Below are 20141 nucleotides of genomic sequence, written 5' to 3' on the forward strand. Positions count from 1 at the left end.
TGCCGGGATCATAAAAAGGTTACAAAACCTTCAACCAACCTGCCCAGTAAATAATTACGACAGTTTCGTCATACAATCTGATGGTTGCGGTATCAGGCCGATTTGTCGCGCTCCTGCTCGGCGTCGGCGGTGCTGATGGCATATTCGCGCGCCACATCCAGCGCGACCGAGGTCGCGGTGGGCGAAATCGGCGTATAGGTGGCGGTTTCGGATATGGCCGGCGCGCGGCGCTGGGTCATGCGATACGCGGCATAGAGCGCCAGGGAAATCAGCAGGACCGCGATCACAAGGAAGTAGCCGGGCGACCCGAAAACGCCCATCATCCACCCGGTGACAAGCGGGCCTGCAATCGCGCCAAGGCCGTTGATGAACAAAAGCCCACCCGACGCGGCCGCCATGTCGTCGCGGTCAAGAAAGTCGTTCGTATAGGCGATCAGCAGCGAATAGAGCGGGTTGCTGGTGCCGCCGACCAGAAAGGCCGCGCCCAGCAACAAGGGAAAGGACGTCCCCGCCACCATGCCCAGAAGCGCCCCAGACCCGCCAAGTGCGGCGGTCAGCAGGATCAGCATGCGCCGGTCCATCCGGTCCGACAGCCAGCCCAGCGGAAATTGCAGCATCGTCGCCCCCAGGTAGAAGGCGGTCACGAACATCGAGATTTCGGGGATGCTGAGGCCGGTCTGCGCACCGTAGACAGCGGCCATGCCGAATTGCGCGGCAAAGACACCGCCCAGCAGGAACATGCCCATGCAGCCCAGCGGCGAAACCTTGAACAGCTGGCCCAGGGTCATCGGCTTCGTGGTGTCGAAGGCCGGCGTCGGCGTGACCGACAGAAGGATCGGGGCAAAGGCGATCGAGACCAGGACCGACGGGATCACGAAAAGGATGAAACCACCGGGATCGGCCACCAGCAGGAGGCCCTGTGCGATCATGATGCCGCCGACCTGCACCAGCATGTACATCGACAGCGCCTGGCCACGTGTCTCGTTGGTGGCGGCGTTGTTCAGCCAGCTTTCGGCGGTCACATAGACCCCGCAGAAGCAGAACCCGATCACCACGCGGCAGGCCATCCAGACCCATGGGTTGGGCCAGCTGGGATAAAGGATCAGCACCGCCGAAATCAACGAGGCAAGTGCGGCGAAGACCCGCACATGGCCGACGCGGCGGATCATTTCGGGCGCAAGCTTCGATCCGCCCAGAAAGCCCACGAAATAGGCCGACATGATCATCGACATCTCGAAGGTGGAAAACCCCTCGATCTCGCCGCGCACACCCAGCAGCGTACCCTGCAAGCCATTGCCGATCATCAGCAGCAATAGCCCCAGCAGAAGCGCCCATGCATTGGACAGGAATTTCAGCATTGGGCCCTCCTTGGCAGCGCCGCACCTCGTGCCACGGGAATGTAACGGCAGGCTAACGGGGGCCTGCCTTGCCTGTCATGGACAAAAACAACTCATCCGTGTCGCGGTTCTTGTGTTGGCCCCTCACTCACATCTCAGCGCGGCGGGATCAACAGGGAGGCATCACCATAGGAGAAGAACCTGTAGCGTTCCGCCACGGCATGGGCATAGATCCGCCGGATCCTGTCCTGCCCCATCAGCGCCGAGACCAGCATCATCAGCGTGGATTTCGGCAGGTGGAAATTGGTCATCAGCGCGTCGGTCACGTGGAAGGTGAAGCCGGGATAGATGAAGATGTCGGTATCGCCCGAAAAAGGCGCGATCTGGCCGGTCGCGCGCGCCGCCGTTTCGATCAGGCGCAGCGCGGTGGTGCCCACGGGGATGATCCGGCCACCCGCTGCCCGTGTCGCGGCAATCTCGGCGGCGGCGGTCGCGCTGACCTCGCCCCATTCGGCATGCATGCGGTGGGTGGTCACGTCATCGACCTTGACCGGCAGGAAGGTGCCCGCCCCCACATGCAGCGTCACATGGGTGAACTGCACGCCCATCGCGGCCAGCGCCGCAAGCAGCGGCTCGTCGAAATGCAGGGAGGCCGTGGGCGCGGCCACGGCCCCCGACCGTTTGGCCCAGACCGTCTGGTAATCTTCCTTGTCCTGCGCATCCGCCGCGCGGCGCGCGGCGATGTAGGGAGGAAGCGGCATCGCCCCCGCCTCGGCCAGGGCTGCGTCGAAATCGGGGCCGGTCAGGTTGAAGGACAAAAGGCCCTGCCCGTCCTCGCGCCCTTCGAGCACGGCGGAAAGATCATCCGAGAACACGACCGTCTCGCCCTCGCGCAGCTTTTTCAGCGGCTTGATCAGCGCGGACCAAAGCCCGCCGGGGCGCGGCTCCAGCAGCGTGACCTCGATCCGGGCCGAGGTATCGCCCGCCTCGCCATGCCGGTGGCGCTGCCCGAACAGGCGCGCGGGGATCACCCGCGTGTCGTTCAGGATCAACCTGTCGCCCGGCCGCAGCCATGTCGTCAGATCGCGCACATGGGCGTCATGGAAGGCATCGCCATCGGCCACCAGAAGCCGGGCGGCGCTGCGGGGCTTGACCGGGCGCGTGGCGATCAGGTCATCGGGCAGGTCGAAGTCGAAATCGGACAGGTGCATGGGCGGTCTCGTGCTGGGCATGGGCAGGGTGGTCGCCTGAGGCGGCTGACGGTCTTGGGGCAGATAGACATAGCGCCCCCGACCTGCAACTACCCAAGATGCCTCAGGGGGTGGCATCGGGCGCGGGGCGGCGGAACACCTCGCGCAGGAAGCCCGGCGCCAGTGCGGACAGCGGGTTCAACTGGACCTGCGGGTTCTCGGGCGTGCCGCGCAGACGGTAGGTGAAGCCGATCAGCCCCTCGCCCTTGCGGGTCAGCAGCGATCCGATCCCGTTGATCATGTAGACCGGGGAAAACACGCCCTGGAATTCCATCTGCTTGCGCGCGACATCATATATACCGTCCATCGACACCCCCAGCGAGGCCCCCACGGCCGAGCCGGAGCGCAGCACGACCCGGTCGGGCGTCAGCAGGAAATCGGCCTCGACCTCGGCAAAGTGAAGCCCCGCTCCGTTCATCTGCTCCAGAAGGCCAACCACGCTGACGGCGTTGATCAGCGCGGCCAGCGCCGGTGCATCGCGCAGGCGCAGGTTGTCCACCCGCAGCGTGCCGTCGTAACTGCCGGGTGCCGCGGCGGGGCGCAGTGTCATGTCCAGCGTGCCGTCGCGGGCCTGGGGCAACAACCCGGCGGCGGCGATCACGCGGCCAGCCGTATCGGACTGGATGCGGAAGGCGCTGCGCCCGTTCATCGGCACCACGCGACCGACGACTTCGGCCTCGCCGTTCACGCTGCCGCGGAAATTGCCATCCAGCCCGCCATTGGTGTTGAAATCGCCGCGAAAGCCCGTCAGCGCGATACCTTCCGTGATGACCAGCCGATCCAGCGCCACGCGCAGCGGTCCCCCGGACTGGGCGCTGCCCGCATCCGATCCGCCAAGGGTGCTGCGCCGCATGTCGGCGGTGCCGCCGGTCACGGCGATCGCGGGCACACGTCCCGCCCCGCGTCCCGTCAGGGTCACGGGGGCATCCAGCCAGTCACCGGCGCGCACACGGTCCAGACGCGCGGTGCCCAGTTGCCCCTCGGGCGTAAGCTCAATCGCCCCGGTCAGGTTCATGCCCGGCGCCTCAAGCGCGATCCGGTCCACCGCCACTGGCGTGCCAAGGCTGCCGCGCACCTCGAGCTTGCCACGGCTGGCGCGCGGCAGGCTCCAGCCCAGGGGCGGCACCGAAAGACCAAGACCCGCCAGGTCAGAGGTCAGGTTGAAACGCGGCGTGCCGTCGCGCGACAGGTCCAGCGCGATCTGCCCTTGGGCCGCACCGCTGAAGGTTCCGGGCGGCAGATCCAGCCTGAATTCATCCGCGAAGGCCTGCGACAGGGTGACAGTGCCCCTGACCTGGCTTTCACCGCGCGTATTGTCCTTCAGCGTGGTGCTCCATGTCGCGTCGAAAGGCACATCGCCCAGCAGGCCCTTGCCCCCGATGCTGAGGCTGGTGGTATCGGCCCTAAGGTCCAGCGCCGCGGCGCGCAGGGTCCGGCCCGGCATGATCTGCGTGCTTTGCACATCGCGCAGACGTGCGGTCACGGCAAAGCGCAGATCCGAAGGCGCCATGGGGCGGATCAGCGGCAGGTCGATCAGGGCCGTCACCTCGGCCTGCCCATCGGCAAGGTCCACCGCGCGGCCCGCCTTTTCGATGAGCCGCAGATTGGGACTGTCCAGCATGGACAGCCCCGCCGTGATGCTGCCCTGCCCCACCAGCCGCACCTGCGCCCGGGCCGGGCGCTGGCGCACGTCGGGAATGATGAAACTGGTGCCCGCCAGATCAAGCGTACCGCCAGCCGGAGGGGTCACACGGCCACGGGTCGCACTGACCACGAAACGGTTTCCGGTCAGGCTGGCCTGACCCGCGGCATCGGTCAGCAGCGGCATGTCGCGCGCATAGGTCACATTCGCCCCGTCGAAACCGAACCCGAGGTACAGCTTGTCCTCGCCGCCCGGATTGCGCCGCCATCCCAGCTGGATATCGTGCAGACGCGCGCTGTGCAGGTTCTCGGCCACCCAGTTGCGGGTGTTGGGCACAACGCGTTCGGGCCAGAGTTGCAGCACGCGTTCCGGCAGGACGGCATCCATGCTGCCGTTGACGGCCACTTTCCAGCCATCCGACGTGATGCCGACCTGCCCGTCCAGCAGCAGCCTTTGACCCCGGTCGAACAGGGTCAACTGCCCCAGCGACAGGCGGAACGGCTCGAGGTCGAGGCGCAGGTCCAGCAGCGCCTCTTCCAGTTCGACGGGGGTTTCGTAAAGATCCGCCGGGTCGGCAATGATGTCACTGATGCGAAACTGCCCCAGCAGGCTGGCGGGCCAGCCATCCTGCAGCGCGGCGATGGTGGCATGTCCTTCGGCGCGGGCCGTGATCCATTTGCTGCGCACCGACAGGTCATCGAAGGCCAGCTGTCCGGTTTGCGGGGTGAAGGTCATGTAGGCGCGCGCGGCGTCGAAAGGGATCGGGGCCGCCTCGTCGCTGGGCTGCACCACGCCCTGGCCGATCTGCAGCGCCACGCTCAGCGGGCCGGGGGTGCCGGCCTCATCGACGCTGACCCGCATCGCACCCGAAATGGGCGCGCGCAACACGCCAAGCCATGCCAGCGCACTGGACTGGCTGGCCAGGTCCACGGCCGTGATGTCTTCGAAGCTGAGCCCGATCTGCGCCGCCGAGGTGCCGATCCGACCGGTGTAATTCATGCTGAGCGAGGTGGCATAGTCATAGCCCGACAGCAGCGCCACATCCCCGCGCAGCCGCAGGTCATCGCCGTCGCGGCGCAGTTCCAGCCGCCCGCCATCCACCTGCCAGGCGCGGCCGGTGCGCGCATCCTCGTAGCGCAGGCCAAGGTTGTCGGCGTCGATCACCCGCAGCCCGGCAAAGCGTGGCTGTGTCAGCAGGTTGTCCAGCCCCTCGATCAGCGCGGCGGGGTTCGGCGCACGTTCCACCGGGGGCAGCGCATCGCCAAGCGCCAGGTCGAACGTGCCGTCGGCCATCCGGCGCATCGTCATCCTGAGACCGGACAGGGTCACGCGGCCCGGCTGGATCTTGCCGCGCAACAGCGCCTCGCCCGAGACGCCGACCTCGATCTCGCCCAGCGACATGATGGGCAACCCCTCGGCCGAGGCCAGCGACACGTCGCGCAGCCTGATCCGGGGCGTCCAGCCATCATCGACGATCATCACGAGGTCGGAAAACCCCAGTGTCAGCCCCGGCAGCGCCTCGGCCGCGCGGGATGCAATCCGGTCGCGCAGCCAGTCCGGGGCGACGATGGGCCGACTGACCAGCCATGACAGGGCCGTCCCCCCAAGCCCCACCAGCACCACCAGCACCATGATCGTGCGCAGGACCGACCACATCATCGAGGCGGCAAGGCCACGGCCGGCCCGCCGCGCGGGCTGTGCTGCCTGCTCGTCCGGCGTGGACGCGCCTTGCGTGTTGTCCCGATCCTGCGATGTCATCCCGATCCGGTCTGCCTGCCTGTCTGCGCCCATGGTCGGGGCATGGCTGCCCCGCCGTTGCGGCCCTGCCGCGCACGCGGCCTGACCTTGCCCCTTGTCCCCAGTTATCAACTGCCCGCAAGGCCTTGTCTTTGGTCCCGCGCTGCATTTGTGGTGAAACTTGCGCTCACCTGCCTTTATTGTCGCCTGTCACATCCTAATTTGAAATTCACAAATTCACCAACGCCGTTCACGGAAGGACACGAAAATGCTCGCACCCCAGGATCAAGCCCCGGATTTCACCTTGCCGCGCGATGGCGGCGGCACTGTCAGCCTGTCGTCCCTGCGCCCGGCCCCGGTGGTCCTGTTCTTCTATCCGCGCGACGACACGCCGGGTTGCACCACGGAAAACAAGGCCTTCTCCGACCTGCTGGACCAGTTCGCCGCCGCGGGCGTGCAGGTCTTCGGGATCTCGAAAGAGGATATCGCCAGCCATGACAAGTTCCGCGACAAGCATGGCCTGCGCGCGCCCTTGCTGTCGGATGCCGAAAGCTCGGTCTGCGAGGACTATGGGGTCTGGAAGGAAAAATCCATGTATGGCAAGAAGTTCTTCGGCATCGAGCGCAGCACCTTCCTGATCGACGGCGAGGGCCGGATCGCCAGGATCTGGGCCAAGGTCAAGGTGCCCGGCCATGCCGAAGAGGTGCTGGAAGCCGCGAAGGCGCTGTAAGCGCGTGCGACAGGACGGGCGGGAAACGAGCGGGCAGGAAAAGGACGGGCGGGGATGACGGGCAAGACATTGGCGCAGATGGCGGTCGAGGTTCTGACAACCGCCGACGGGCGCGCCAAGACCGCCCTGTCCCATGCCCATGCCGCCACCTGGCGCGCGGCGCGGGCGGCGGGGGACCCCCTGCCGATCGGGCAGGCCACGCCGCCCGACCACCCCGCGCGGCCCGCGGCGCCGGCGCTTCTGGATCCGCGCGATGTCCCGCGTCGCAAGCCCGGCAGCCCGCAGGGCCGCATCGCCATGCTGCATGCCGTGGCCCATATCGAACTGAACGCGGTCGATCTGCACTGGGACATCATCGCCCGTTTCACCGACACACCGATGCCCTTGGGTTTCTATGATGACTGGGTCAAGGCGGCGGATGAGGAATCAAAGCATTTCAACCTGATATGCGACTGTCTTGAAGCACAGGGCAGCCATTACGGCGCACTGGCCGCCCATGCCGGCATGTGGCGCGCGGCCTCGGACACCGCGGATGACATCATGGGCCGGCTTGCCGTCGTGCCCATGGTGCTGGAAGCGCGGGGCCTTGATGTGACGCCCGGCATGATCGCGCATTTCGAAAAGGCCGGGGACGGCCGCACGGTCGAGGCGCTGAACGTGATCTATGCCGAGGAAGTCAGCCATGTCGCCTATGGATCGAAGTGGTTTCACTTTCTGTGCGGACGCCACGACCTGGACCCGAAGGACGTGTTCCACGGCCTTGTCAGACGTTATTTCCACGGGCTGCTGAAGGCGCCCTTCAACGAGGAAAAGCGCGCCGAGGCGGGCCTTCCGCCCGATTTCTACTGGCCGCTGACCGAGGATATCCCCGCAGGCTGATCACGAGTCGGCGGGTTCTTGCCCATTTTCAGGCATTTGCCCATCTCGTCCGCATTCTTGCCGCAAACGTCTTGCTCCAGCGGTCAGGTCTGTTTACCACCTCTTGAGGGGTTGGCCCGGTGGGGACCAAGCGGCCGCCCTTGTGGGGATGGAACAAGGGACAGACTGGTGAGGACAAGACTGGCAATCCGGGTTCACGCGACACTCGAGCGTTGGTTTCCGGAAAGACGGCTGTTTCTGCGATCAGACACAGACACACGATTCATCCGGCTCAAGCCGGGCACGCAGCTGATCGCCTTTTCCGGCAGCGCCCTCGTGGTGGCCTGGGCAATCATCACGACAGCGATCCTGCTGATGGACAGCATCGGATCGGGCAATTTCCGCGAACAGGCCAAACGGGATCAGCGCACCTACGAGATGCGGCTGAACGTGCTGGCCTCGGAACGTGACGCGCGCGCCGCCGAGGCGTTGGCCGCGCAGGAGCGGTTCAACTCGGCCCTTGGCCAGATCTCGGTGATGCAGTCGCAATTGCTGCAATCCGAAACCCGTCGCCGCGAGATGGAGACCGGGATCGAGGTCATCCAGACCACGCTGCGCCGCACCATGCGCGAGCGCGAGGCCGCGCGGGTCGAACTGGCCGCGCTCAGGGAACAGATGGAAGGCGGCACCGGCGGGAATGGCACGGTCATGGCCTCCAGCCCCGCGGCGGGCGAGGCGATCGATTTCCTGTCCATGGCACTGGCCGAAACCGCCGCCGAGCGCGACCTTGTGCGCGCCGATGCCGAGGAGGCGCTGATCCGCGCCGACGAGATGGCCTTTGAGATCCGGCTGATGCAGGACCAGAACGACCAGATCTTCCGCCAGCTGGAAGAGGCGATGTCGGTTTCTGTCGCGCCGCTGGACAAGATGTTCCGGTCGGCCGGGCTCAACACCGATTCCATCATCAGCCAGGTGCGCCGTGGCTATTCCGGCCAGGGAGGTCCGTTGACTCCTTTGAGCTTTTCCACGCGGGGAGATGACACGATAACGCCCGACACGGAACGGGCCAACCGGATCCTCAACCAGATGGACCAGTTGAACATCTACCGCATCGCCGCCCAAAAGGCGCCCTTTGCGACGCCGGTGAAATCGGGTTTCCGCTTCACCAGCGGTTTCGGCGTGCGGCGCGACCCCAAGACGGGCGGGCGGCGCATGCATGAAGGCGTCGATTTCGCAGGCCCCGTGGGCACGCCGCTTTATGCGACGGCCGATGGCACCGTGATCCATGCGGGCTGGCAGTCGGGCTATGGCCGCCTGGTCAAGATCCGGCACGAGTTCGGAATCGAGACGCGTTTCGCCCATTTGTCCAAAATTAACGTGAGCGTCGGACAAAGGGTATCGCGCGGGGACCGTATCGGTGATATGGGAGCCTCTGGGCGTGTGACTGGCCCGCACCTGCACTACGAAGTGCGCGTGGGCGGACAGGCTGTCAATCCAATGATCTATATCAAGGCTGCAAACGATGTTTTCTAAGAGCAAAATCAACGAGCCGGGCCCCAAGGCGCCCGAGGCCCCCAAACCGACGATGCCGGAAACCTCGGCCACTGCGCCCAATGACTTCAAGGCCAGCGCGCCGAAGCCCAAGCCGCCGGCCTCGGTGCTGTCCTCGGATCTGCACATCACGGGCAACCTCAAGACCTCGGGCGATATCCAGGTCGAAGGTTCGGTGGATGGTGACATCCGTGCGCATCTGCTGACCATCGGCGAGAGCGCGACCATCAAGGGCGAGGTTGTGGCCGATGACGTGGTGATCAACGGCCGCATCGTGGGCCGCGTGCGTGGCCTGAAGGTGCGCCTGACATCGACCGCACGGGTCGAGGGCGACATCATCCACAAGACCATCGCGATCGAATCCGGCGCGCATTTCGAAGGCTCGGTGCAGCGTCAGGACGATCCGCTGACGCCCAAGGGCAGCGCCCCTGCCCCCAAGGCCGCCGGGACCGACAGCGCAAGCTGATCGCACGCAAAGACATGAGAAAGGCGCCGCTGCATCGCAGACGGCGCCTTTTTTCTGCCCGCGACCGGGGTGTCTGCGGGGTTTTATGCCCCCGGTGACACCCTGCCTCAGGCCGCCTGTTTCCATGTCAGCGGGCTGAGGTTGACGATGCTGTCCCCGACGCCGATCATGATATCGCCGTCCTGAATATTGATCTGGAGTTTCATGGCGCGGCTGGCCAGTTTTGCCAGTGCAAGCGTGTCATCCTCGGGGAAGCTGACGACCTGTAGATTTGCAAAACGGGTGGTGCTGGTCTTGATCTTGTCCCACCACATGTCGGCGGTTCTGCCACCATAGGGATAGACGATCACCTTGCCGGCCTTGCCACAGGATTGGCGGATCACCTTTTCGCTGGGCAGCCCGAGGGCCACCCAGACATCCAGCTCGCCACTCAGGCTTTTTTGCCAGATATCCGGCTCGTCATCGGTGGACAGGCCCTTGGTCATTTCCAGATGCTCATGCGCATTGAGGGCAAAAGCGACGATCCGGATCATCAGCCGTTCATCCGTTTCGGAGGGATGTTTCGCGATGGTCAGCTTGTGCGTCTCGTAATAGTGGCGATCCATGTCAGAGACAGAGAGTTCAACCTTATAGATCGTGGCATTCTGCGCCATGTCATGTCCCAAACCTGCGAGGATGGCCATGCCTACTGCGTTTGGTGGCCCTGTGAAAGCGGATAAGACTGGGCGATGCGATAGGAGCCGTCGATCACGCCTCGAGTTCGGCATCCCAGTAGAGATAGTCCATCCAGCTTTCATGCAGGTGGTTCGGCGGGAACTTGCGGCCCATGTTGCGCAATTCCTCGGCCCCCGGCGCGCGCGGCGGTTTGCGCAGGTGCATGCCCGCATGGCGCAGGGATTTCGCACCCTTGCGCAGGTTGCACGGCGCGCAGGCAGCGACCACGTTCTGCCAGCTGGTGATACCGCCCGACGCGCGGGGCACCACGTGATCGAAGGTCAGATCACCCTTGGCACCGCAGTACTGACAGCTGAATTCGTCCCGCAGAAAAAGATTGAAGCGCGTGAAGGCCACGCGCTTCTGGGGTTTGACGTAATCCTTGAGCACCACGACCGAGGGAAGCCTGAACACCGTGCTGGGGCTTCGCACCACGTGGTCGTATTCGGCCACGATATCGACCCGGTCCAGCCAGGCCGCCTTGACCGCCTCCTGCCAGGGCCACAGCGACAGCGGGTAATAGGACAAGGGCCGGTAATCCGCGTTCAGCACCAGCGCCGGATGATTCCGCAGCATGGCCGGTTCCCTGACGAATTCTGTTCTGAAGTCTCCATTCATCTGGCGCAAAGCTCCCCTGCCCTGTCTGCCGCTACCTGGCTCCAGAGCGGGTGCACCCGCCCCGTCATGGCATGACTATATATCGTGGCACGCATCCGGCAAGCCCCATTACCTGCCCCCGCCCTGCGACAGGTAGCCCGGTCATGCAACAGGCAGATGACAGATGAAACGGTAGCCGGTCAGAGGGAAAGCTTGTCGCGCATGAAGGCCAGCGCCACCGACAGCCCATCCGGGGCGATGCCATGGGCGGTGCCCTTCATGATATGGGCGAAGACTTCGGTGAAGCCTGCATCCTGCAGCGCCTGGGCCGCCTGGGGCAGCGATTGCACCGGCACGACATCATCGGCATCGCCATGCACCAGCAAGACCGGCATGCGGCTGACAGTCTCATCCGGCAGAAGGTCGGGCTGCAGCAGGCGCCCCGAGAAGGCGATGACTCCGGCAACCGGGTCCTCGCGGCGCGGGGCCACGTGCAGCGACATCATCGAGCCCTGCGAAAAGCCCAGAAGCACCATCTGTTCAGGCAGCAGATCCTCGTCCACCAGGATACCATCCAGAAAGGCGTTCAGATCCTCGACCGCGGCCTGCATGCCGCGCGCGGCCTCTTCCTCGGAGGAGCCGTCGATCCAGGGGATCGGGAACCACTGATAGCCGAAGGGCGCACCGGCGCAGGATTCAGGCGCATCGGGCGCGACGAACAGCGTGTCGGGCAGATGTTCGCCCAAAGGGTCGGCAAGGCCCAGCAGATCGGCACCGTTGGCGCCATAGCCGTGCAGGAACACCACGACCGAGCGTGTCTCGCCCGAGAGCGCTTCGCGCCGCTGTGCATTCAATCCCCGTGTCATGCGATGCCTTCCTTCTGCTTTTGCACATGGTAGTAGGCCCAAAGCATGCGCGCTGCAACCGATCGCCACGGGCTCCAGCGTGTTGCCATCTGTCGCAACGCGGCCTCGCGCGGGCGGTCGGGCAGATCATAGAGCATCCGCGCCCCTTCCTGCAGGGCCAGATCACCGGGTGCGAAGACATCGGCGCGGCCAAGGCTGAACATGGCATAGATCTCGGCGGTCCAGACCCCGATCCCCTTGACTCCGACAAGCGTGCTGATCACCGCGTCGGTGGGGGCTTCGCGCAGCGCATCATAGTCGATGGCGGCCTCGGCCAAGGCGCGGGCATAGACCGCCTTTTGCCGGCTGAGGCCATGGGCGCGCAGCGCGACATCGGTTTGCGCGGCCACGGCTTGGGGTGTGGTGAGACCCGCCGCCTCAAGCCGGCCCCAGATCGCGCGGGCCGAGGCGACGCTGACCTGCTGGCTGACGATGGCGCTGAAAAGCTGCGCGAAACCGTCGGGGCGACGGCGCAGCGGCAAGGGGCCGGTCGCGGCATAGGCGCGGGCCATCTGCGGGTCCGCCCGGCACAGCCAATCGACCCCCTCGGCCACGCAGGCGTCCGCGCGAATGATGCGCCCGGTCATCGGAGCGCCTTTCGGGACGAATCAGGCTGTCTTGCTGTCTGTCTCATGCCGGAACACTATCCCAATGGCGGCCCGAGGCCAGTGCGGGCTGCAGATCCGGGGCAAACCGGGGGTGCCTCGAGAAAAGACCGGGCTTCCCCCGGCAGGCTGCCTGCTGGCATGTTCTTGTGCCCGACATGGTCGGTCGAAAACCAGTTTCGGAAATACATGCCCCTATCCGGGAAATATTCCCGTCCAATCCCGTTCTGCCGGGCAGTTCGGCAAACGAAACCGCTTTATTTGCGTGTTCAACGGGACGATATTCCGCACATGAGCAACATGTTCCCCCTTCCCAATGCACAATGGCCGGTGATGAGCCCCGGTTCCGTCTGGCTGTGCGGCGCAGGTCCCGGCGATCCCGGCCTTCTGACGCTGCATGCGCTGAATGCGCTGCGGCAGGCGGATGTGGTGGTCTATGACGCGCTGGTCAGCCAGCAGATCCTCGACTGGGCCCCGCAGGCGCAGCTGGAATATGCGGGCAAGCGCGGGGGTAAGCCATCGGCCCTGCAGGATGACATCACGCGGCGGCTGGTTGACCTTGCGCGGCAGGGCAAGCGGGTGCTGAGGCTGAAGGGTGGCGATCCCTTTGTCTTTGGCCGGGGCGGCGAAGAGGCGCAGACCCTGATCGGCGCGGGCATCCAGGTGCGCATCATTCCCGGCATCACGGCGGGCATCGGCGGGCTGGCCTATGCGGGCATTCCGGTGACGCATCGCACGGTCAACCAGTCGGTGACCTTCGTGACCGGCCATGACGCCACCGGCGACACACCGACCAGCCTTGACTGGGACGGGATCGCCAAGGGCAGCCAGATGATCGTGATCTACATGGGCATGAAACATGTAGGCCAGATCGCCGCCCGCCTGATCGGTGCGGGGCGCAGCCCGGACGAACCTGCAGCCGTCGTCGTCTCGGCCACCACCGCGAAACAGCAGGTGCTGGACACGACGCTGGGCCGGATGGAGGCCGATATCGCCGCATCCGGGCTGGAGCCGCCCGCGATCCTGTGCATCGGCGAAGGCGTGCGCCTGCGCGAGGGTCTGGACTGGCAGGCGCTGGCGGTGGGCCTGTCGCCCGCGCTGCGCCCCGCGATGGCCGCCTGCTAGACCGGACAGGGCGGCATTATCGCCCTTGCGGCTGAGCAGCGCGCGGTCTAGCACTTTCGCATGAGCGAAACTGCATATATCCCCGATGACGCCCGCGCCAAGCGCAACGTGATGATCCTTGTGATGGCGCAGGCCATCCTGGGATCGCAGATGCCGATGATCTTCACCATCGGCGGCCTTGCGGGGCAGTCCCTGGCCACAAACCTGTGCTGGGCGACGCTGCCGATCTCGCTGATCGTCCTGGGGTCGATGCTGGCGGCAACGCCCGTTTCCGCCATCATGCAGAAATACGGCCGCCGCACCGGGTTTCTGATCGGCACCACGGCCGGGGCCATCGGCGGGGCGGTCGGGGCCTACGGGCTTTACGTGGCCTCTTTCCCGATCTTCCTGCTGGGCAGCTTCATCACCGGCATCTACATGTCCGGCCAGGGCTTTTACCGTTTCGCCGCCGCCGATACCGCATCGGATGCCTATCGGCCCAAGGCGATTTCCTATGTCATGGCGGGCGGGCTGCTGAGTGCGGTGATCGGCCCGCAACTGGTCAAGGTGACGGCCGAGTCGATGGTCATCCCTTTCCTGGGCACCTATCTGGCGGTGATCGCGGTCAATGTGATCGGGTCGGGCCTGTTCTTCTTTCTCGATATTCCCACGCCCAAGCCGCCCGCGGCGGACGCGCCGCGCGGCCGCAGCCGGATGGAGCTGCTCAAGACGCCCGCCGTGGCCGTGGCGGTGATCTGCGCGACCGTGTCCTATGCGCTGATGAACCTTGTCATGACATCCTCGCCGCTGGCGGTGGTGGGCTGCGGCTTTGCCACCAATGACGCGGCCAATGTGGTCACCGCCCATGTTCTGGCGATGTATGCGCCCTCGTTCTTCACCGGGCATCTGATCGCGCGCTTCGGGGTGCAGCGGATCGTGGGCCTTGGCCTGCTGATCCTGGCAGGCGCCGGGGGTGTGGCGCTGATGGGGGTCGAGCTGGAGCATTTCTTTGTCGCGCTGATCCTGCTGGGGATCGGCTGGAACTTCGGCTTCATCGGCGCCACCACGATGCTGGCGGCGAACCACGCCCCGCATGAGCGGGGCCGCGTGCAGGGGATGAACGACCTGATCGTCTTCGGCGGGGTCACGATGGCGTCCCTGTCATCAGGCAGCCTGATGAACTGCTCGGGCGGCACCGCGCAGGAAGGCTGGATGGCCGTCAACATGGCGATGCTGCCCTTCCTCGTGCTGGCGACCGTCGCGCTGATCTGGCTGGCAATGCGTCCGAAAGAGGCGTGAGCCGCTAGAGGAAGCGCGCCCGCAACAGGCCCAGACGGCGCAGTGCCTCGGGTTCGGCCAACCGCCCCTCGGGGATGGCGGCGGGATCGCGCAGCGCGCGGGACAGGATACCCGCCGCGCGCCAGCCTGCCAGTTCGGCCAGACGCTCTGGCCGCGAAGGCCGCCCGCCCCCGCCGGGGCGGCGCGCCTTGTCCAGATGGGCGCGCACCAGATCCTCGAAGTGACGGGTCGTCATCTCGGGCAGCGGGTTCACCGAACGCGCCAGAAACAGCGGCACGCCCAGGAAATAGTTGGCCAATCCCGACGCCGCCCCCAGGTCGCGGGCGCGCGCTTCTTGGGTCGATCCCAGTGCGCGGGCGGCCACCCACATCAGCGTGCCGGCCGTGGCGGCCACGTAATCGGCCAGATCATCCGCCCCGGCCATGGGCAGGCGCTGCGCCTCGCGGCGGCGCGCCGCGACACAGCCCATCAACAGCGTCGCACCTGCCGGGTCCAGCACTTCCGCCAGCGGGCTTGCCACCTCGTGCCGCCGCACCGGGCCGCCGGCCGCGATTTCCTCAAGTGCGTCATGCCACCATTGCAGGCGCATCTCGGCGATCAGGGGTTCGGCGCTCATCCAGGGGGCGCGGGCGATTTCCAGGTTGAACGCATAAAGCGGGAACAGCACGCGCCGCGCCGCAACCGGCGCCGCCATGGTGGCGGCAAAGCGGTCGGGATCGCCCCGCTCGACCAGTTGGGCGCAGGCCACGATCTCTTCGGTGATCACGCGATCACCCTTGCGCGGCCAGGGGCATCGCGCAGAAGCTTCCAGTTGATCGCATCAAGCAGCGCCTCGAAGCTGGCATCGACGATGTTCGGGCTGACCCCCACGGTGGACCAGCGCCGCCCCTGCGCATCCTCGCTGTCGATGATGACGCGGGTGACGGCCTCGGTGCCGCCCTGGGTGATGCGCACCTTGAAGTCGACCAGCCGCATGTCGGCGATCACCTCGCTATAGGGGCCAAGGTCCTTGGCCAGCGCCTTGGCCAGCGCATTGACCGGGCCACGATCCGATCCCGCCTCGTCCATCAACTCGCTGACCGAGAGCTTTTTCTCGCCATCGACCTTCAGCACGACCACCGCCTCGGACAGGCTGACCATGCGGTCATACTTGTTCTTGCGCCGCTCGACCGTCACCCGGTAGCGCTTGACCTCGAAGAAATCGGGCGCGCGGCCCATCTCGGCGCGGGCCAGCAGCTCGAAACTGGCCTGGGCGGTATCGTAGGAATAGCCCTCGCCTTCCCGCAGCTTGACCAGTTCCAGGATACGGCCCAGCACTGGATCGTCGGGCGCCACGTCAAGCCCCGCCTCGGCCAGACGGCGGCGCAGGTTCGATTGGCCCGCCTGGTTCGACATCGGCACGATGCGCGTATTTCCGATGACAGCCGGATCGACATGTTCATAGGTCGCCGGATCCTTGAGGATCGCGCTGGCATGCAGCCCGGCCTTGTGCGCAAAGGCCGAGGCGCCGACATAGGCCGCCTGGCGCAGGGGCACGCGGTTCAGGATCTCGTCCAGACGGCGGCTGGCGCGGGTCAGGCCGGCCAGCGCCTCAAGCGTGACGCCGGTGTCAAAGCGGCTGGCATAGGGTTCTTTCAGCAAAAGTGTCGGGATCAGCGTCGTCAGGTTGGCATTGCCGCAGCGTTCGCCCAGGCCGTTGAGCGTGCCCTGGACCTGCCGCGCGCCCGCCTCGATGGCGGCAAGTGTCCCGGCCACGGCGGTTTCCGTGTCGTTATGGGTATGGATGCCAAGGCGGTCGCCGGGAATGCCGGCGGCGATCACCTCGGCGGTGATCCGACCGATCTCTTCGGGCAAACAGCCGCCATTGGTATCGCAGAGCACGATCCAGCGCGCGCCCGCCTGCAATGCCGCGCGCAGCACGTCCAGCGCGTAGGCTGGATTGGCACGGTAGCCGTCAAAGAAATGCTCGGCATCGAACAGCGCCTCGCGGCCCTGCGCCACCAGATGCGCGATCGAGGCGGCGATGTTTTCGCGGTTCTCGTCCAGGCTGACGCCGAGGGCGGTCGTGACGTGGAAATCATGCGCCTTGCCCACAAGACAGACAGCGCCGGTGCCCGCGTTCATCACGGCGGCCAGAACATCGTCATTGGCGGCCGAACGCCCTGCCCGTTTGGTCATGCCGAAGGCGGTCAGCCGCGCGCGGGTTTGTGGCGCCGCTTCGAAAAAGGCGCTGTCCGTGGGGTTCGCGCCCGGCCAGCCGCCTTCGATGTAATCCACGCCCAGGGCGTCCAGCATCTGCGCGATGGTGATCTTTTCGGCGGTCGAGAATTGCACGCCCTGCGTCTGCTGCCCGTCGCGCAGCGTGGTATCGTAGAGATAGAGGCGTTCACGGGTCATTGGTAGGCCTCTGCTTCTTCTTGCCGCAAATATCCGCGGGGGGAATGACCCGCAGGGTCATGGGGGGCCGCCAGCCCCCCTGCCATCGGACAGGTCATCGCAACGTGCATCATTCCAGCCCTTCCAGTCTGGCGGGATCGAAATCGGGACCAGGCACCAGTTCGACACCGGCCTTGGACATGCGCACCTCGACCCCGGCGGCCAGAAGGGCGGCTTTCAGCCGGTCCACCTGTGTGAAGTCCTTGGTTTGCATTGCGGTGTCGCGGGCCGCGGCAAGCCGATCGGACTGCGCCGACAAGTCAACCACGGGTGCTGCCGCCCATGCAGGCCCCTCAGCCTGCATCAATCCGACAAGCTGCATCGTGCCGCGCAGGGCCGCCGCATCACCCGCCAAGGCAAGCTGATGGCATTCGGATAGCACAGCATGGGTGTTCAGATCATCGCAAAGCGCTTCAATCGCGGTCTGGCTGGGGGCTGTACCGTCAGGTGCTTGCGCCGCAAGCGCATACCATTTGCGCAGGGTCGCATCGGCCTGCGCCGCCTTGTCCGCCGTCCAGTCCATCGGTTTGCGGTAATGCGTCATCAGGAAGACGTAGCGGATCACCTCGCCCGGCACGCCCTGGTCCAGCAGGTCGCGGACGGTGAAGAAATTGCCCAGGGATTTGGACATCTTCCTGCCCTCGACCAGCAGCATCTCGTTATGCATCCAGACGCTGGCAAAGCCCCCCTCGGGATGGGCGCAGCAGCTTTGGGCGATCTCGTTCTCGTGATGCGGGAATTGCAGGTCGATCCCGCCGCCGTGGATGTCGAAACTGGCGCCCAGCAGTTCCTGCGCCATGGCCGAGCATTCGATATGCCAGCCGGGGCGGCCCCTGCCCCATGGGCTGTCCCATCCGGGCAGATCGTCGCTGGAGGGTTTCCAGAGCACGAAATCCATCGGGTTGCGCTTGTAGGGCGCGATCTCGACCCGGGCGCCCGCGATCATGTCCTCGACCGTCCGGCCAGAGAGCGCGCCGTAGTTGCTGTAGCTGTCCACGGCGAAAAGCACATGGCCTTCGGCGGCATAGGCGTGGCCCTTTGCGATCAGATCCGCGATCATGGCAATCATCGCGCCGACATAGGCGGTGGCGCGGGGCATATGGGTGGGCTCCAGCGCGCCAAGCGCGCCCATGTCATCAAGATACCAGCGGATCGTTTCCTCGGTAATCTCGCCGATCGTGCGCTTGGAGTCCGCCGCCTTGGCGTTGATCTTGTCATCCACATCGGTGAAGTTTCGCACATAGGTCACGTGACCCGGCCCATAGACATGGCGCAGCAGCCGGAACAGCACATCAAAGACCACGACAGGGCGCGCATTGCCCAGATGGGCGCGGTCGTAAACGGTGGGACCGCAGACATACATCCGCACATTGTCGGGGTTCAGGGGGGAGAACACCTCTTTCCGGCGGGTCTTGGTGTTGTGCAGTTTGATGGTCGTCATCGGGTCCTCACACGCGGGTCCGCGGCGGGCTTAGCAACTTCAACTCTGGTTGGGAATAGAAGAACGCGCCGCCGGAAGGGTTCAGGCGGTAATGCAGCAAATCAGGATGATGGCACTTTCGTTCATTCCGTCACCATATCCGCTGATAAACCGCGACACAATCGCTGAATTGACAGGGCCATGCCGGCTGTGGCCTGTGGCGGCAAGCAACGAAAGAGGGCTGCCATGGAACTGTCGCACCGGATCACGCATCTTCTTGGGGATGGAGATGGGGATGATGGCTGGGGCGTGTTCTACCGTGCCCGCGCGATGAAGGCCGCGGGGCGCGACGTGATCGAGCTGACCATCGGCGAGCATGACATCCGCACCGATCCGGTGATCCTGGAGGCGATGCATGCCGCCGCGCTGGCGGGGCAAACGGGTTATGCCAGCATACCCGGCATCCCTGCGCTGCGCGATGCGGTGGCGGCACGGGTGCAGGCGCGCACGGGTGTGGCGACAACGCGGGCCAATGTGCAGATCATGCCCGGCGGTCAGGCTGCGCTTTTCGCCGCGCTGCACGCGACTGCCGATCAGGGCGACAGCGCGCTTTACGTGGAACCGGCCTATGTGACCTATCCGGGGGTGTTCCGCGCGCTGGGGCTGACACCCTGCCCTGTGCCTGCGTGGCCCGAAGACGGGTTTCAGCCGCGCGCCGCCGATCTGGACGCGGCCGCGCGGGCGGCGCATCGACCGCGTGCCTTGCTGATCAACAGCCCCAACAATCCCACGGGCGGGGTTTATGACGCGGCCACCCTGGAGGGTGTTGCGCGGGTGGTGACGGATCATGACCTTTGGCTGATCTCGGACGAGGTTTATGACACGCAGGTCTGGGAGGGCACGCATCTGAGCCCGCGCGCCATGCCCGGCATGGCCGAGCGGACGCTGGTGATCGGGTCGATGTCGAAATCCCATGCGATGACGGGCAGCCGGATCGGCTGGGTCGTGGGGCCCGAGGCGGCGGTGGCGCGACTGGCGGATCTGGCGACACATACCACCTATGGCGTGCCGGGTTTCGTGCAGGAGGCGGCGCTGTTCGCCCTCATGCAGGGCGATGCGCTGGAGGCGCAGGTGGCCGCGCCCTTCCTGCGGCGCCGCGCGCTGGCGCTGGATCTGCTGGAGCGGCAGAACATCGTCCGGGCACAGCCGCCGCAGGGCGCGATGTACCTGATGCTGGACATCCGCGCGACGGGCATGACGGGCGAGGATTTCGCGATGGCGCTGCTGGAGCAGCACGGGATCGCGGTGATGCCGGGCGAAAGCTTTGGCGCGGCGGCGGCGGGGCATCTGCGGGTGGCGATGACGGTGGCCGATGACATCTTTGTGGCCGCCCTTGCGCGATTGCTGGATTTCGCGGCCGAACGGGCGGCGCAGGCGGCGTGATCGCCACGAAAAACGGGGCCCGCGGGCCCCGTTTCGCATCAGGTCAT

17 protein-coding genes are annotated in these 20141 nt (G+C 65.8%); 7 read left to right on the plus strand and 10 right to left on the minus strand.

What is annotated here, in order from left to right; all coding sequences use genetic code 11:
• Positions 1-92: 92 nt before the first annotated feature.
• From ACMUJL_RS02645 to ACMUJL_RS02655, 3 genes are all read right to left on the minus strand, one after another.
• Entirely contained in the window at positions 93-1358 is a 1266-nt protein-coding gene (locus tag ACMUJL_RS02645; protein WP_068292736.1) for an MFS transporter, read from the minus strand.
• Positions 1359-1492: 134 nt separating this feature from the next.
• The gene (gene queA, locus ACMUJL_RS02650; RefSeq protein WP_375574031.1) at positions 1493-2548 is read right to left on the minus strand and encodes a tRNA preQ1(34) S-adenosylmethionine ribosyltransferase-isomerase QueA; all 1056 of its coding nucleotides are present in this window, start codon (positions 2546-2548) and stop codon (positions 1493-1495) included.
• Between the two features lie 103 nt (positions 2549-2651).
• Positions 2652-6020, minus strand: coding sequence for a DUF3971 domain-containing protein (locus ACMUJL_RS02655; protein WP_375570640.1), 3369 nt, complete (start codon positions 6018-6020; stop codon positions 2652-2654).
• 214 nt (positions 6021-6234) lie between these two features.
• On the opposite strand from ACMUJL_RS02655, the gene ACMUJL_RS02660 reads away from it, so the two are divergent.
• The 4 genes from ACMUJL_RS02660 (at position 6235) to ACMUJL_RS02675 (ending at position 9571) form a co-directional block, all read left to right on the plus strand.
• The gene (locus tag ACMUJL_RS02660) at positions 6235-6696 is read left to right on the plus strand and encodes a peroxiredoxin (RefSeq protein WP_375570638.1); all 462 of its coding nucleotides are present in this window, start codon (positions 6235-6237) and stop codon (positions 6694-6696) included.
• Between the two features lie 54 nt (positions 6697-6750).
• Entirely contained in the window at positions 6751-7575 is an 825-nt protein-coding gene (locus ACMUJL_RS02665; protein ID WP_375570636.1) for a ferritin-like domain-containing protein, read from the plus strand.
• 168 nt (positions 7576-7743) lie between these two features.
• A complete protein-coding gene (locus tag ACMUJL_RS02670; RefSeq protein WP_416914105.1) occupies positions 7744-9087 on the plus strand; it encodes a DUF5930 domain-containing protein in 1344 nt (447 codons plus the stop codon).
• The gene (locus tag ACMUJL_RS02675) at positions 9077-9571 is read left to right on the plus strand and encodes a bactofilin family protein (protein WP_068292745.1); all 495 of its coding nucleotides are present in this window, start codon (positions 9077-9079) and stop codon (positions 9569-9571) included. Before ACMUJL_RS02670 ends, ACMUJL_RS02675 begins: the two co-directional genes overlap by 11 nt.
• Before the next feature lie 107 nt (positions 9572-9678).
• Here the strand turns inward: ACMUJL_RS02675 and ACMUJL_RS02680 are convergent, their stop codons facing one another.
• The 4 genes from ACMUJL_RS02680 to ACMUJL_RS02695 all read right to left on the minus strand — a co-directional run bounded on the left by ACMUJL_RS02680 (position 9679) and on the right by ACMUJL_RS02695 (position 12374).
• Complete coding sequence (locus ACMUJL_RS02680; RefSeq protein WP_068293107.1) at positions 9679-10224, minus strand: YaeQ family protein; 546 nt, start codon at positions 10222-10224, stop codon at positions 9679-9681.
• Between the two features lie 94 nt (positions 10225-10318).
• Positions 10319-10903 carry an HNH endonuclease gene (locus tag ACMUJL_RS02685; protein ID WP_068292747.1) on the minus strand — a complete coding sequence of 195 codons (585 nt, stop codon included), beginning with the start codon at positions 10901-10903 and terminating at the stop codon, positions 10319-10321.
• A 179-nt stretch (positions 10904-11082) separates the two neighbouring features.
• Positions 11083-11748: an alpha/beta hydrolase gene (locus ACMUJL_RS02690; RefSeq protein WP_068292748.1), complete on the minus strand. Its 666-nt coding sequence runs from the start codon at positions 11746-11748 to the stop codon at positions 11083-11085.
• On the minus strand, positions 11745-12374 hold the full coding sequence (locus tag ACMUJL_RS02695) for a DNA-3-methyladenine glycosylase family protein (protein ID WP_375570631.1): 630 nt from the start codon (positions 12372-12374) through the stop codon (positions 11745-11747). Before ACMUJL_RS02695 ends, ACMUJL_RS02690 begins: the two co-directional genes overlap by 4 nt.
• Before the next feature lie 309 nt (positions 12375-12683).
• Here ACMUJL_RS02695 and cobA point away from each other — a divergent pair, with 309 nt between their 5' ends.
• A complete protein-coding gene (gene cobA / locus ACMUJL_RS02700; protein WP_375570629.1) occupies positions 12684-13517 on the plus strand; it encodes a uroporphyrinogen-III C-methyltransferase in 834 nt (277 codons plus the stop codon).
• Between the two features lie 60 nt (positions 13518-13577).
• Positions 13578-14795 carry an MFS transporter gene (locus ACMUJL_RS02705; protein WP_375570627.1) on the plus strand — a complete coding sequence of 406 codons (1218 nt, stop codon included), beginning with the start codon at positions 13578-13580 and terminating at the stop codon, positions 14793-14795.
• A gap of 4 nt (positions 14796-14799) precedes the next feature.
• Here ACMUJL_RS02705 and ACMUJL_RS02710 read toward each other — a convergent pair whose 3' ends face one another.
• From ACMUJL_RS02710 to cysS, 3 genes are all read right to left on the minus strand, one after another.
• Positions 14800-15561 carry a squalene/phytoene synthase family protein gene (locus ACMUJL_RS02710; RefSeq protein WP_375570625.1) on the minus strand — a complete coding sequence of 254 codons (762 nt, stop codon included), beginning with the start codon at positions 15559-15561 and terminating at the stop codon, positions 14800-14802.
• A complete protein-coding gene (cimA, locus tag ACMUJL_RS02715; RefSeq protein WP_416914106.1) occupies positions 15558-17192 on the minus strand; it encodes a citramalate synthase in 1635 nt (544 codons plus the stop codon). The genes ACMUJL_RS02710 and cimA overlap by 4 nt, the downstream gene beginning before the upstream one ends.
• Positions 17193-17301: 109 nt before the next feature.
• A complete protein-coding gene (gene cysS, locus ACMUJL_RS02720; protein ID WP_416914107.1) occupies positions 17302-18672 on the minus strand; it encodes a cysteine--tRNA ligase in 1371 nt (456 codons plus the stop codon).
• A 225-nt stretch (positions 18673-18897) separates the two neighbouring features.
• On the opposite strand from cysS, the gene ACMUJL_RS02725 reads away from it, so the two are divergent.
• Positions 18898-20094, plus strand: a complete 1197-nt coding sequence (locus ACMUJL_RS02725) for a pyridoxal phosphate-dependent aminotransferase (RefSeq protein ID WP_375570623.1) — start codon at positions 18898-18900, stop codon at positions 20092-20094.
• Positions 20095-20141 lie beyond the last annotated feature (47 nt).

Source organism: Seohaeicola sp. (genome assembly GCF_048006315.1).
Taxonomy (GTDB): domain Bacteria; phylum Pseudomonadota; class Alphaproteobacteria; order Rhodobacterales; family Rhodobacteraceae; genus Seohaeicola.